Genomic DNA, 12,589 nt, shown 5'->3' with positions numbered 1-12,589 from the left:
GTGACCGGCCTTAATTCAAAAGCTGAAGGACATGCCAATGGCTGATCATACCAAGATCGAATGGACCGACGCCACATGGCAGATCGTTACCGGCTGCTCGGTCGTTTCGCCCGGCTGCACCAATTGCTACGCCATGCGCCTTGCCGGCACCCGCCTGCGCAACCATCCGAGCCGTGCCGGACTGACGAAGGACACCAAGGCCGGCCCGGTCTGGACCGGCGAAACGCGCTTCAACGCTCAATGGCTCGACCAGCCGCTGCGCTGGAAAACCCCGCGTATGATTTTTGTTGCCGCCCACGGCGATCTCTTCGCCGATGGTGTCACCGACGAGCAGCTCGACCAGATCTTCGCCGTCATGGCGCTCAGCCCGCAGCACATCTTCCAAGTGCTGACGAAACGACCGGAGCGGATGCGGGATTATCTGCTGGAGATGCAGCGAAGCTTCGAATCCGATTATCTGGAATTTTCACGACGCTGGGGAACGGCTGCTGCCGAGGTGACGGAGTCGCCATGTGCCTCCGGCGCAATCGAGGATATCGAATTCCCACTTCCCAATGCCTGGCTTGGCGTGTCCGTCGAGGACCAACGACGATCAGATGAACGTATCCCGTTCCTGCTCGATACTCCGGCCGCCATCCGTTGGATCAGCGCAGAACCCCTTCTCGGCACTATCGACCTGCGGGCCTTCCTGCCTGACACCTGGAAATGCAAACAGCCGGTGCGCGACTGGGCTGATTTTGTCTGGCCCAGCTGGGTGCCAGAGGGCGTCCGAAAGGATATCGAATCCTTCTGGAACCCGGAGTGGGGCCGTGGACCGAACGCGTGGATGCGCGGTGCCATAGAGAACGGACAACCACTATTGGGCACCACCGGCCAATATGAGACTTTTCGATGTGGCGAGCCGTTGATCGAAGGCCGGTTCGTGCCCGCCTGGAACAACATCGGTCGCGTAATCACCGATGCTGGCGAAGTTCATTGCGTCTCCGCCGGGATCTATCAAAGTCGCCCTCCCAGGATCAACTGGGTCGTCGCCGGTGGCGAGAGCGGCTGGAACGCCAGACCGATGCATCCGGATTGGGCGAGATTACTTCGTGATCAGTGCGCCGAAGTCGGCGTGCCCTTCCTGTTCAAGCAATGGGGCAACTGGCAGGTCGCCTGCGAGGCCAACGGCCATATCGACCACGACATGCTGCGCAACGATGCCTTCTGGATCGATGTCGACAGTACGCGCCACAAGCCCAGCGCTCTCGGCCTGAAGAGGCCCTACGCGATGCACCGCGTCTCGAAGGCCGTCGCCGGCCGCACGCTCGATGGCGTCGAGCACAATGGTTTTCCACCCCTTCCTGCACACTTCAAGGAGCATGCCGATGCGTAAGCTTCCCGATGCCTACGTCCTGCAAAAACATATCGAACGCGGCCTCGACGGCCGCGAGATCGCCGCCATCTACGGATGCCATCCGGATTCGGTGCGCGAAGTCCTGCGCAAGGCAGGCCTCGTCATCCGCAAGCCGAAGGCGCCGCCGGTCAATGGCGCGCGCCCAGCCTACAGGCCACGCCAGGAGCGCAACGAAGTCGAGCTGCTGCCTGACCGGATCGTCTTCACCCGCGAAGTCACCGCCGGCACCTATGGCGGCATGATGTTCCAGCGGATCTCCGTGCCGCGCATATCATCCCATATCGCCGCACTGCAGGACGCCGGCCGATGCTGAAGGTCGACAAACCCAGCAACCGCACGACGCTCCGCTGCGACAGCTGCCAGACCACCTTCGCGCGTGACGACGAGCCTTTCGATATTGCGGCCACCATCCAGAGCGCCAAGGCGGTCCGCTGGAGCATCGAACGTCATGCCGGCGCATGGCAGCACTTCTGCCCGGCCTGTGCCAAATCCCGAACAAGAGGAAAGCTGCTGTGAACGACAGGAAACGCAACCTTGGTGCGGATGCGGCCGAGGAAAAGGAAATTCCGGGCAAGCTCGAATTCTTCGAGGGCAAGCTCACGCCCGTCGTCGACGCTTCGCGTAGAGGCTGGTGGCGCTTTCACGAGCACTACGACCGCGACGGCTATTGCGACAATCCAGGACGAGGATATTGAGATGAAAATTACCCGACCCACCACGGCCACACTGTTCATCGCTTGCGCCGGACTGCTGTCCGCCTGCACGGATGCCGATATCGCCTCCCGGAACCTGTCGAAATCCGCCGACATGTTCCAGATCAACCGCCGGATCGTTTTCTACAACGGCATCACCGGCGACTATATCCTGTCGGTCGAAGGGCTTTGCTCAATCGGGAACAACGACAAGGACCGAGAAGTCACGATCACCTGCAAGACAGGGCCGGACGCCTACAAAAAGCATTTCCTCGGCCTGTCCGATAACGTGACCTATTTCGCCGAACAGATCGATAGCGCGGCCGTGAACACCTATCACTACAAGGTGATCTTCAAGCCCTCCGCCATCATTCCCGATGTGGATTTGAAGTAGGAGCCGCCGATGGCTAGGCGCCGGCCACCCAACATTCCCCTTTCCCCTTACGATCCAAGGAGCCGAGCAATGGAAGATTTTGGCAAGATGCAGCGCGAACCCGAACGCCAGCACCAGCGCGACAAGCGCGGCATCTGCTGGTGTGGCGACCCGAATTGCGGACGCGGCCTCCTTGGTGGGCAAACGTCCAATCGCTCAATCACAGGTGACCTCAGAATATTTCCTTCATCGGGCGACATTCTCTCCGGCATCTATGCCGATATTGTACGTCAGTCGTTCGGCGATGCATATCGTCCCTTCTCGGATGATCGAGACGATCGCCGGCAGAGCTTGCCGCGCTCATATACGGAAGCGCGCGAAGCGGTGAAAGACTACCTACTCGAAGTCAACCATGCGACCGCATGGGATGACATCGTCGGCAATGATACGGCCCGCGCCGCGCTGGTCGAGGCGATCGAGGAGCCGAAGCTTCATCCGGAACTCTATGACTATTACGGCATGCGCACACCGAAAGGCGTGCTGCTCTACGGTCCGCCCGGCTGCGGCAAGACCATGTTCGCCAAGGCCGCGGCGGCCGCCGTCGGGCGCGTCTATGGGGCAAAGGCTGAAGTGCTCGTCGTCAACGGGCCACAGATCCAGTCTCCGTATGTCGGCAAGACAGAGGAGACGATCCGCGCGATCTTCAAATTCGCCAGGGAGTATGCCGCCCATCACAAGCATCCGCTGACCGTCTTCTTCGACGAGGCCGAAGTGCTCTTTCCCGATCGCACCGGCCGCGCGCGCCGCGTCATGCCCTGGGAGGAAAGCCAGGTCGCGCAGTTCCTTGCCGAGATGGATGGTCTCAACACCATGGGCGCCTTCGTCATCCTCGCTACCAACCGGCCGGAAGCGATCGACGAAGCCCTGCTGCGCGATGGGCGCTGCGACCGCAAGATCAAGGTCGAGCGGCCGAACCGCGCCGCCGTCGAGCATATATTGCTGAAAGCGCTTGACGGGGCTCCCAGCGGGGACAGCATCAACGATCTCGTCATGGCCGGTGTCGAGAGCTTCTTCAATCCGCATTATGTCATCCGCGATGCCCACATCATCGCCGGCCAGATAACGGCTGATGGACCGCAGGTCGCGCGGGATATCGCCGTAAATTTCTGCCTCGAGCATATCGTCTCCGGCGCCATGGTCGTTGGCATCGTCCAGCGCGCCAAGTCGCTTGCCTTCGCCCGAGACCGGAAGACTGGCGAGCGGTCGGGCCTCAAAACCGCCGACATGCTCGCCGCCGTCAAGCAGGTCTTCGACGAAAACAAGACCCTCGACCACGCCTTCGCCATGCGCGAATGGATCGAAAGCATGCCGCTGAAGGAAATGGTCCGGCACGGGGGGGGGTATGGTGCAATGAGCTATGATGACCTGCCGCAACTAGCCCTGTCGATTCGCCAGCCATGGGTGCATTGCATTCTCCATCTCGGCAAGCCGGTCGAAAATCGCGACTGGTCGACCAAGATCCGTGGCCCGATCTGCCTGCATGCCGCCAAGGGCATGACGCGAGACGAATGGCGCTATTGCCTTGAGACCGCCCGCTACGCCGGCGCGGGCTTCGATGACCTGCGCACCTTCCCAGGCATGAACGACCTCCCGCGCGGCGGTATCGTCGGCACGGCCGAGATCGTCGATGTCGTGACCACGATGGGAAGCCCGTGGTTCTTCGGTCGCTACGGCTTCGTGCTCCGCAATCCCAAGCCCATCGACTTCATCCCCGTCAAGGGCGCCCTCGGCTTCTTCGACTGGCGCAAGAGCCTGACCGCGCGCGAGGCCTGAACATGGCGACGCCGGCTGAAATCCAGAAACTTGAGCGGATCAGGCAGGACATGGCCTATATCGGCCGGGATTGGTCGATAGAAGCCGATGGCGCCGAAATACGCCTCGTCTTCGCAGATCCCGCTGACGGCGAATTCCGGCTTGCTGCGACGCTGGCGCCGGATCTGCCCTATGCAGTGCAAACCTTCCTGGTCGGCGCTGGCGACAATCTCGCCTTCCTGCTGGATATGCTCGACCGCTGCGCCCGCGCCTACCGCGAGATCGCGAGCCGGCAACGGCAGAACAAGCCGAAAGATTACGCGGCCGAGTGCGCCATGAAATGCCAGAACGATCAGGCATTCCGCCGCTTTCTGATCGAATGCCACGATATGCCCGACGCCGCCGACACGGAGCGCGTGAAGGTCAAGGTCCGCTCGCTTCTGGCAATCCATTCCATGGGGGAATTGAACGACGATCCGGCCGCGGCGGCGCGATGGGACAATCTCAGGAAAGATTTCAACCAATGGAAGCGCCTATGATGGATACCGACGACTATGGTCCGGACGATCCGATCCCGCTTGCGAAAGCCGCGAGGCTGCTGTTTCGTGGTGAGCTGACGAAATCGAGCCTGCGCACGGAGCACGGGAAGGGCAATCTGGAAATCATCCAGATCGCCAACAAGGATTTCGTCACCAAGAACGGAATCAAAAGGATGCTTGAAAAATGCCTCAAAAAAAGCGACCAGCCCGCCTCTGGCTCAGACCAGACACCGGCACATGGTTCATCAAGGACGGAGGCAAGCGTATCCCCACGGAATGCTGCGAAACTGAAGTTGAAGCAGCTCAGGGAAAGCTTGCCGACTACATCACCAATCAATACCGGCCGCAGCGCAGTAGTCGCTCCGCTGAAGTCACGGTAGGCGACGTCATCATCGTTTATGCGACGGACATAGCCCCCACGACCGCGCGACCAAAGGAGACGATCTCGGCCCTCGATCGCGTGAACGACTTTTGCGGAGAGTTGACGCTTGTCGAGCTCAGGGGGCAAACCTATCGGGATTACGTAGATGATCGCGGCAACAAAGGGGGGGCCCGGCGCGATCTAGAGGTATTTCGCGCAGCCATAAACCATTACCATGCCGAAGAGACGCTCGACATAGTGCCGAAGGTGACCTTGCCAGACAAGGGGGAACCGCGCCAAAGCTGGCTGAGCCGATGGGAAGTGGCAAAGCTGTTGCTGGTTGCCCTAGGATGGGTTCCAGTCACGTTCGACATTGAGACGCGCGAACCAAATAAATGGATACGGACAGGCTGGCGCTATCCTCACCTGGTCCGCATTATCATGATCGGCCTCTACACCGGCACGCGTCTCAGCGCGATCCTCAATCTACAATGGATACCAAACACGACCGGCGGCCACGTCAATCTCGAACGAGGCGTCATCTATCGCAAGTCTCAGGGCGAGCGCACGATGCACAATAAACGCAAGACACCGGTCAAGATCCCGCCACGCCTTCTACGGTTTCTGCATTACTGGAAAAAGGCAGACACCACGATCGATGAGCAGGGCCGAGAAATCACCCTGCGCTATGCCGTCCACTACGGTGGCGAAAAGATAGTAAAGCCTCACAAGGCTTTCCGATCGATCCGCTCGCTCGCGGGCTTTGGCGAGGACATTACTCCGCATGTTCTGCGCCACACGAGAGCAACCTGGCTGGCTCAAGCCGGTGTCGAGATCGAACAGGCAGCGGCATCATTGGGCATGACGGCAGAAGAGTTTGAGCGCACCTACGCTCATGCACATCCGGACTTTCAGAAGCAGGCCGCGAACGCTTTCTAAGCGGTCCGGAACATCAATCGGTCCGCAAAAGGTCCGATCACTAGAAAATGGTTTTCGCGAAGAAAGTCCTGTTCGGGATCAAGGCCCTAAGAAATAAGGGCTTTCGCTGGTCGGAGTGGAGTGATTCGAACACTCGACCCCCACGTCCCGAACGTGGTGCGCTACCAGACTGCGCTACACTCCGTGACCAGCGGCGCTTCTATAGACCAGCCATTTTTGATGCACAAGCACCAAATTCAAAAAAACCGCTGGTTTTTTGACGAAAAGATTACAGAGGCATTTGCACAGAAAATCGGCAGGAAAAACAGGCACCGGACCGGCCGAAGTGCATAAGACGCAACACATCCGGCAAAATCCCGTTTCTACACGCAGATGGGAATTTTCTTTTGCCGGCTTTGGCGCTAAAGCCCTTAGCGGGACAGGTGGAAATGCCGTGGGACAGCGGCGTTTCCGCAACCGAATGCGAGACAGAAGCTCAAGGACGAAACGATGAATTTCCGCATGATCACCGCGGCGGGACTGTTGCTGGCATTGGCCGGCTGCAGCACCACAACGACCAGCACCCCAATCCTTCCGAAAATCGTGAGCAACCCGGCGCAGGATCGTTGGGAAGGCCAGTCGGCCGGCCGCTTCTTCGCAGCCTACGGCCCGCCGATCGCCGATCGCGACGAAGGCGGCAACCGTATCTACACCTGGCGCGGCGGCTACAAGACGATCACCGTCACCACCAAGGACGGCAAGAAAGGCGGCAAGCGCTATCTGAGCTGCAAGGCCGATATCGTCGCCAACCAGAGCTACGTCATCCGCTCGGTCCGCATCCTCGGCGACCAGCCGGGCCTCACCGGCTCTTCCTATTGCGCCGAGCTTCTGGCGCCGCCGGAAAAGGCGAGCTAAGTCTCCCGCATAATCGGGGACAAGCATTCGACGGGCGGCTCCGAGGGCCGCCCGTCTTTTTGTTAGGCTTGATCAGTCTTCAGACGCCCGCAGATGCGCGCAGTCTTTCGGCGCCGGCGCATCGGCCGGCGGCGCGAAAGCCTTGTCGATGGCATAGAGCTTGGCGAATGGCGTGTCGACGGCGAGCCGCAGGCCGGCAGGAGCGACATCGCCGCTATATTGATCCGGCAGGTCGGCATTGACGACCAGCACGAAATCGAAGCGCTGACGCCAATCGGCGAGATAGGGCGCAAGCGTGCTGAATGCCCGCAGTTCGGCCGGGCAGTCCAGCAGGCCGACGGAGAGAAGATTGCCCTCGGGCACAGCAATCTCCCGCCACGGCGGCAGCACCGTCAGAGGCTGCTTGCCGGCGGCGGTAAAGATCGTCGGCACGAAGGCATGGGCATAGGGAACGGCGAGCGTCGGCAGATGCCGGAATGTGTCCTGGTTCCAGGCATAATGCCGCTGGTCGATGCCGATGGGCATATCCTTGGGCTTATGGGTCATCGGCAGGATGGCCGAGCCCTCTGGAACGGCAGCAAGCACGGTGCGGATATCGGCGACATCCGCCTGCCCGTGCCACCAGTTGACGCCGATCCAGGCCGTCCTGCCCAGCACCGCGCCAGCCAGCACGATCACCAATAGGAGAGCCTGCCTGCGCGGCAGACGTCCCAAGGGGCAGATCATCGCCATCGCCGCCAGCGCCGCCATGATCGGGAAGCGCCAGCTGATCCAGCCAGTGCCGAGCAGATGTAACGGGGAGACGCAGGCCAGAATCAGCAGGCCGATGGCTGCAACCGCAAGGCCGGCATGCAGTTTCAGCCGGCGCGTGCGGATCGCATTGGTACAGACGAGCACCAACGGAATCAGCAGCAGCATGTCCACGACGGCCTTGTAGGTCCAGATCGCCGACATGAGATTTGCCAGTATCAAGCTCGGGCTGTTGTTCCAAACCGCGCCTAGCAGATCGGCTGAATTGCCGGCAGGCAGGATCGGCGCATAGAGGTAGAGGCAGACCGCCGGCAGCGCGCAGGCCAGCATTGCAACGATCAACCGGCCGCAGAGGCGGGCAAAATCGCGGGGGGATTTCAGGGCCGCCATCGTCGGCGAAAATTCGAGGCCGCAGACGAGCGCCATATAGAAGCCGAGCGAGAAGATATGCATGACCGTCAACAGCAGACCGGCCAGCAGGCGCCAGAGAAACAAGGCCGCCCGGTTCGTCGGCTGCAGCGCATGGTCGGCCGTGGCGAAAAACAGCGCCATGCCCAGGCCGATCTGGAAATTGAGAAAGCCGCCGATCAGCGTGGCACACCAGGCGAAATAGAGAATGGCGAGCTGCCAATAATAACCGCCGCCGAACAGGCGGCGATGCAGCGCGATGGCGCCGAGCGGCGGCAGCACGATCGCCAGGAAGAGTAGGCTCCAGGCCAGGAACGGCACGCCGATCACCGGCCCCAGCCAATAGGCGGCGAGATCGATGCCGACATTGGTGAAGGTCCGGTTCCAGTCGAGCGCATAGATCCGGTCGAAGGGCGGCTGCGTTATACCGCCGGCGAGCAGCCACATGCGGGCATAGTGATTCGGATAATCCAGGATCGGCGGAAACTGGAAGACCGCAACGAAGACGGCCACCAGCGCAACGAAGGCGGCGATGACGATGCCCGGCCGCTGGCGGACGGCGCCCCCGTCCCGAACGGGGTCGACTTCGGCCTCCGGCAAATGCGCGGGCTCGGCCATGGGCAGGCTTGCAGAGGGATGCGGCATCAGCGGGCGGCCCTCGCCCGCGCGCCATCCTGCTCGACCTCGCCTTCGCTCATCAGCAGCCGGTCGATTTCACGGCGCTTTCCAGCCGCATTCATGTCGGCGAAATCGCCGGCCACTTCCACGGAGCGAGCACCGGTGACCAGGCTCTCGATCATGAACATCGGCCGCTTTTTGTTTTCCTGGACCAGCCGGCCGATGTATTCGCCGATGATGCCGATGCAGATGAGCTGGATGGCGCTGAAAGCGGTGATCGCCGCCATGATGCTCGACCAACCGACGATGGTCTCGCCCTCCAGCCAGCGCAGCAGCGTATAGGCAAGCAGCAGGATGGCGCAGGCCGCCGTCACCATGCCGAGCCAGGTGCTGACACGCAGCGGCACGGTGGAAAAGCTGGTGATGGCGTCGATGGCGAAATTGACCATCTTGCGCAGCGGATATTTGGTCGTGCCGGCAAAACGGGCGTCGCGCTCATAGGGCAGCGCCACCTGCCGCCCGCCGATCCAGCTCACCATGCCGCGAATGAAACGATCGCGCTCCGGCATCGACAGCAGGATATCGACGACGCGGCGGCGCATCAGGCGGAAATCCCCGACATCACGGGGGATCGCCACCGAGGCGAGCCGCGAGAGGAGCCGGTAGAAGAGTGAGGCCGAGGCGAGCTTGAACCAGCTCTCGCCTTCCCGCCGCACGCGCTGCCCATAGACCACATCGGCGCCGCGATCCATGATCGGCATCATCATCAGAAGCAGCTCCGGCGGATCCTGAAGATCAGCGTCAATCAGCAGCACGCGCTCGCCACGCGAGGCGGCAAGCCCGGCTGTGGCGGCCAACTGATGACCGTGATTGCGCATCAGCCGGACACCGAGCACCTGCGGCACCTCGCGTGCCAGCGAGGCGATCACATCCCATGTCCCGTCCGTCGACCCGTCATCTACCAGCACCACTTCGAAGGCATCGCCGGCAATGCTGCGTGCGGTCGCAACAGCACGCCGGCAAAATTCGCGAAGCCCCTCTTCTTCATTATGACAAGGGGCGACGATGGAAAGGAGTGGTGGAGATTTGTGGTTCATGACCGCCTGTATTGAATTGTTGGCGGTGAGATTGCAGGAGAAAGGTCAAGCAAGCTTTAAGGGTGGGGGAGATAACAGTATACTGCTTAGATAAGCCGAAACACTGGCGCGATCAAAGCGGTATAGCAATTGGAATTATAAGTAAAAACTAATAAATTAGCCCTATATGTCGGGTTGAGCACCAAGCCCAACGCAAGCCGACGAACTTCGCGGCCAATACAATAGCCCGGATTGCCCTTGAGATCGAAGCTGACATGCATGGCTGGGGCGCCAGGATTCGAACCTGGGAATGCCGGTACCAAAAACCGGTGCCTTACCGCTTGGCGACGCCCCAACAGAGGATATGGCGGCTATGCCGGCCAAATCGGCGTCTGATTAGCAAAGGTCGCATCGGCCCACAATCATTAAGTTGCTGCCGGATGCATATTTCTGTGCGCTTCGACGGGCGCTATGATAGGTCTTGTCCAGCCCAAATCCAGTCAGGGAGCTCCGATGAGCCAATATCGTGCCCGCCCGCCCGCTCACCCCACCGTGCTTGCCGACGATGCCGTCGTGCGCATCACTCGATGGGATTTCGAGCCGGGCGCCGATACCGGCCATCATGTTCACGGCCTCGGCTATGTCGTTGTGCCGATGACCGATTGCCAGTTCCTGATCGAGGAGGCGGATGGAAGCCGGCGGGTCGATCTCGCGGCCGGCGCGGCCTACCGGCGCGATGCCGGCGTCGAGCATAATGTCGTCAATGCCGGGGCCGAGCCGATGTCCTTCATAGAAATCGAATACAAACGATAGTTCAGGCGATCATGAGCGTTCCCGAATTCGACCTTGCCTTCGTGCCGGCCTATGGCAGCGCCGTAGCGGTGGCGCCGGGTATTCAGCGGATGACGGTCAACAATCCCAGCCCCTTCACCTTTCATGGCACCAACAGCTATATCGTCGGCACCTCCTCGGTGGCGGTCATCGATCCCGGCCCGGAGAACGAGGCGCATTTCGCGGCGCTGATGGCGGCGCTCAAGGGGCGCGAGCTGACGCATATCTTCGTCAGCCATACCCATCGCGACCACTCGCCGCTCGCCAGGCGGCTGAAGGAGGCAACGGGGGCACTGACGGTCGGCGAAGGGCCGCATCGGGCCTCGCGGCCGCTGCATGCCGGCGAAATCAATCCCTTTTCCGAAAGCTCGGATACGGATTTTCGGCCGGACATCGTGCTCGGCGACGGCGAAAGCGTCTCGGGAGACGGTTGGCAGCTGACCGCGCTTCTGACGCCCGGCCACACGGCCAATCACGCCTGTTTCGCGCTCGAGGGCAGCGGCATCGTCTTTTCGGCCGATCATGTCATGGCCTGGGCGACGACCATCGTCGCGCCGCCCGATGGCTCCATGGCCGACTACATGGCCTCGATCGACCGACTGCTTGCCCGCGATGACCGGCTGTTCCTGCCCGGCCATGGCGGGCCGGTGACGGAGCCGGCCTCCTTCATGCGCGGGATCCGGATGCATCGGCGCATGCGCGAGCGCGCCATACTGGAGCGCGTCAAGGCCGGCGACCGGCTGATCCCCGACATGGTGAAGGTCATCTACCGCGACACCGATCCGCGCCTGCATGGTGCGGCTGCCCTGTCGGTGCTGGCGCATCTGGAGGATCTGGTGGAAAAGGGCGCGGTGCGGACGGACGGGCCGCCCGCCCTGCTCGGCGCCTACCGGCCCGCCTGAATAATCTCAGCTGCCCGCAATGCCCAGCAGTTCGGCATCCAGCGCCTTCAAATAGTTCTCAGTGATATTGGCGCTGATGCCGAGATCGTCCTGGCCATAGCGCGAGGCGACGCGGACATCGACCAGCGTGGTCTCCGCCTCCTCACGCAGGCGGATCAATATGTCGAAGGGCAGGCCGAAGATGCGCGTGCGCGTTTCGCCCTGCAGAATGACATCGGTATTCTGGCGGATGAGATCGGCCACGCCGTCGCGATAGGGCCGCGGGCGCGGCGTCGGCACCGGAATGACGTCGGGCATGTCGGTGACGGCGCTGTCATCCGCCGTCGGGCTCGGCTTCTGGCGCACGGTGCGCCGCCGCGGCTTCGGATCGCCGTTCGGATCGATCACGTCGGTGCCTTCCGCCTTGACGATGGTGATGTGACTGTCTCTTGCAACCTTGCGCACCGCCTCCAGCACCCGGTCGGAAGCGCCTTCATAGCGCCGGCTGGTCAGCGCGGGATAAGCGACATATTGCGCCTCGCGGTCGCCGGGCGTGACCAGCCGCCGTGCCGGCAGCCAGAGTTGTCTCGCCTCGGATTGCGCCAGCCATTCCGGCGCATCGACGAGGTCGGTAGAGACGTCGTAGATCGCCGGCCGCGTCCAGTAACGCTCCACGCCGATGCCGACGATGGCGAGCGGCAGGGCAGCATAGATCAGCGCCTTCACGGCCGAAACGCCGCCAAGGGCGGCAAAGCGCCAGAGCTGCGTCAGGCCAACGACCGCCAGCAGCACCGCCAGCGCGGCGAAACCGGCCGAAATCAGCAGCAGCAGAATGAAATAGGGAGTTTCCAGCGGCCCGAACCGATGGCCGATCAAGATCACTCCGCACAGCACCAGCGCAAAGGAAGCGATCAGGCGCGCGGCGCGTGCGGCATGCGAAACGGGACGGTCGAAGCGGATGGTCATCAAGGGCTCGTCGGCGCGTCGGATCGGAAGCCGGACCAACCGAATCCCGAAGA

Annotated in this window: 14 protein-coding genes and 2 tRNA genes; 11 read left to right on the top strand and 5 right to left on the bottom strand. The window is 61.7% G+C overall.

Going from position 1 to position 12,589, the window contains the following annotated elements; translation table 11 throughout:
• Positions 1 to 37: 37 nt before the first annotated feature.
• The 8 genes from FHX11_RS07680 (at position 38) to FHX11_RS07645 (ending at position 6,112) form a co-directional block, all read left to right on the top strand.
• Positions 38 to 1,375 carry a phage Gp37/Gp68 family protein gene (locus tag FHX11_RS07680; protein WP_184356669.1) on the top strand — a complete coding sequence of 446 codons (1,338 nt, stop codon included), beginning with the start codon at positions 38 to 40 and terminating at the stop codon, positions 1,373 to 1,375.
• Positions 1,368 to 1,709, top strand: a complete 342-nt coding sequence (locus FHX11_RS07675) for a hypothetical protein (RefSeq protein WP_184356667.1) — start codon at positions 1,368 to 1,370, stop codon at positions 1,707 to 1,709. Before FHX11_RS07680 ends, FHX11_RS07675 begins: the two co-directional genes overlap by 8 nt.
• Entirely contained in the window at positions 1,703 to 1,912 is a 210-nt protein-coding gene (locus FHX11_RS07670) for a hypothetical protein (protein ID WP_184356665.1), read from the top strand. Before FHX11_RS07675 ends, FHX11_RS07670 begins: the two co-directional genes overlap by 7 nt.
• Positions 1,909 to 2,091, top strand: a complete 183-nt coding sequence (locus tag FHX11_RS07665; RefSeq protein ID WP_184356663.1) for a hypothetical protein — start codon at positions 1,909 to 1,911, stop codon at positions 2,089 to 2,091. Before FHX11_RS07670 ends, FHX11_RS07665 begins: the two co-directional genes overlap by 4 nt.
• A 1-nt stretch (position 2,092) precedes the next feature.
• The gene (locus FHX11_RS07660) at positions 2,093 to 2,482 is read left to right on the top strand and encodes a hypothetical protein (protein ID WP_184356661.1); all 390 of its coding nucleotides are present in this window, start codon (positions 2,093 to 2,095) and stop codon (positions 2,480 to 2,482) included.
• A gap of 69 nt (positions 2,483 to 2,551) precedes the next feature.
• Entirely contained in the window at positions 2,552 to 4,294 is a 1,743-nt protein-coding gene (locus tag FHX11_RS07655; protein WP_184356659.1) for an AAA family ATPase, read from the top strand.
• A gap of 2 nt (positions 4,295 to 4,296) precedes the next feature.
• Complete coding sequence (locus tag FHX11_RS07650; RefSeq protein WP_184356657.1) at positions 4,297 to 4,812, top strand: hypothetical protein; 516 nt, start codon at positions 4,297 to 4,299, stop codon at positions 4,810 to 4,812.
• A gap of 184 nt (positions 4,813 to 4,996) precedes the next feature.
• Complete coding sequence (locus tag FHX11_RS07645) at positions 4,997 to 6,112, top strand: tyrosine-type recombinase/integrase (RefSeq protein WP_246780919.1); 1,116 nt, start codon at positions 4,997 to 4,999, stop codon at positions 6,110 to 6,112.
• 107 nt (positions 6,113 to 6,219) lie between these two features.
• Here FHX11_RS07645 and FHX11_RS07640 read toward each other — a convergent pair.
• A tRNA-Pro gene (locus tag FHX11_RS07640) sits at positions 6,220 to 6,296 on the bottom strand.
• A gap of 305 nt (positions 6,297 to 6,601) precedes the next feature.
• Between FHX11_RS07640 and FHX11_RS07635 the strand changes: the two genes are divergently transcribed.
• Positions 6,602 to 7,006: a hypothetical protein gene (locus FHX11_RS07635; RefSeq protein WP_184356655.1), complete on the top strand. Its 405-nt coding sequence runs from the start codon at positions 6,602 to 6,604 to the stop codon at positions 7,004 to 7,006.
• Between the two features lie 72 nt (positions 7,007 to 7,078).
• Here FHX11_RS07635 and FHX11_RS07630 read toward each other — a convergent pair whose 3' ends face one another.
• From FHX11_RS07630 to FHX11_RS07620, 3 genes are all read right to left on the bottom strand, one after another.
• Complete coding sequence (locus FHX11_RS07630; RefSeq protein ID WP_184356653.1) at positions 7,079 to 8,809, bottom strand: hypothetical protein; 1,731 nt, start codon at positions 8,807 to 8,809, stop codon at positions 7,079 to 7,081.
• Positions 8,809 to 9,879: a glycosyltransferase family 2 protein gene (locus FHX11_RS07625; protein ID WP_184356651.1), complete on the bottom strand. Its 1,071-nt coding sequence runs from the start codon at positions 9,877 to 9,879 to the stop codon at positions 8,809 to 8,811. The genes FHX11_RS07630 and FHX11_RS07625 overlap by 1 nt, the downstream gene beginning before the upstream one ends.
• 259 nt (positions 9,880 to 10,138) lie before the next feature.
• A tRNA-Gln gene (locus FHX11_RS07620) sits at positions 10,139 to 10,213 on the bottom strand.
• Positions 10,214 to 10,371: 158 nt separating this feature from the next.
• Between FHX11_RS07620 and FHX11_RS07615 the strand changes: the two genes are divergently transcribed.
• Complete coding sequence (locus FHX11_RS07615) at positions 10,372 to 10,671, top strand: cupin domain-containing protein (RefSeq protein WP_184356648.1); 300 nt, start codon at positions 10,372 to 10,374, stop codon at positions 10,669 to 10,671.
• A gap of 11 nt (positions 10,672 to 10,682) precedes the next feature.
• Positions 10,683 to 11,591, top strand: coding sequence for an MBL fold metallo-hydrolase (locus FHX11_RS07610; RefSeq protein ID WP_184356646.1), 909 nt, complete (start codon positions 10,683 to 10,685; stop codon positions 11,589 to 11,591).
• Positions 11,592 to 11,597: 6 nt separating this feature from the next.
• Here the strand turns inward: FHX11_RS07610 and FHX11_RS07605 are convergent, their stop codons facing one another.
• A complete protein-coding gene (locus FHX11_RS07605; RefSeq protein ID WP_184356643.1) occupies positions 11,598 to 12,536 on the bottom strand; it encodes a DUF1499 domain-containing protein in 939 nt (312 codons plus the stop codon).
• Positions 12,537 to 12,589 lie beyond the last annotated feature (53 nt).

This window comes from Rhizobium sp. BK602 (assembly GCF_014195095.1).
In the GTDB taxonomy this organism is placed as follows: domain Bacteria; phylum Pseudomonadota; class Alphaproteobacteria; order Rhizobiales; family Rhizobiaceae; genus Rhizobium.
Note: the sequence above shows the minus strand (reverse complement) of the source record. Positions and strands in the feature narration are given on the sequence as shown.

Coding starts and splice junctions, on each gene's coding strand:
- FHX11_RS07610 (WP_184356646.1), top strand. CDS start 10,683: ATGAGCGTTCCCGAATTCGACCTTGCCTTCGTGCCGGCCTATGGCAGC.
- FHX11_RS07680 (WP_184356669.1), top strand. CDS start 38: ATGGCTGATCATACCAAGATCGAATGGACCGACGCCACATGGCAGATC.
- FHX11_RS07630 (WP_184356653.1), bottom strand. CDS start 8,809: ATGCCGCATCCCTCTGCAAGCCTGCCCATGGCCGAGCCCGCGCATTTG.
- FHX11_RS07670 (WP_184356665.1), top strand. CDS start 1,703: ATGCTGAAGGTCGACAAACCCAGCAACCGCACGACGCTCCGCTGCGAC.
- FHX11_RS07645 (WP_246780919.1), top strand. CDS start 4,997: ATGCCTCAAAAAAAGCGACCAGCCCGCCTCTGGCTCAGACCAGACACC.
- FHX11_RS07675 (WP_184356667.1), top strand. CDS start 1,368: ATGCGTAAGCTTCCCGATGCCTACGTCCTGCAAAAACATATCGAACGC.
- FHX11_RS07660 (WP_184356661.1), top strand. CDS start 2,093: ATGAAAATTACCCGACCCACCACGGCCACACTGTTCATCGCTTGCGCC.
- FHX11_RS07615 (WP_184356648.1), top strand. CDS start 10,372: ATGAGCCAATATCGTGCCCGCCCGCCCGCTCACCCCACCGTGCTTGCC.
- FHX11_RS07655 (WP_184356659.1), top strand. CDS start 2,552: ATGGAAGATTTTGGCAAGATGCAGCGCGAACCCGAACGCCAGCACCAG.
- FHX11_RS07635 (WP_184356655.1), top strand. CDS start 6,602: ATGAATTTCCGCATGATCACCGCGGCGGGACTGTTGCTGGCATTGGCC.
- FHX11_RS07625 (WP_184356651.1), bottom strand. CDS start 9,879: ATGAACCACAAATCTCCACCACTCCTTTCCATCGTCGCCCCTTGTCAT.
- FHX11_RS07605 (WP_184356643.1), bottom strand. CDS start 12,536: ATGACCATCCGCTTCGACCGTCCCGTTTCGCATGCCGCACGCGCCGCG.
- FHX11_RS07650 (WP_184356657.1), top strand. CDS start 4,297: ATGGCGACGCCGGCTGAAATCCAGAAACTTGAGCGGATCAGGCAGGAC.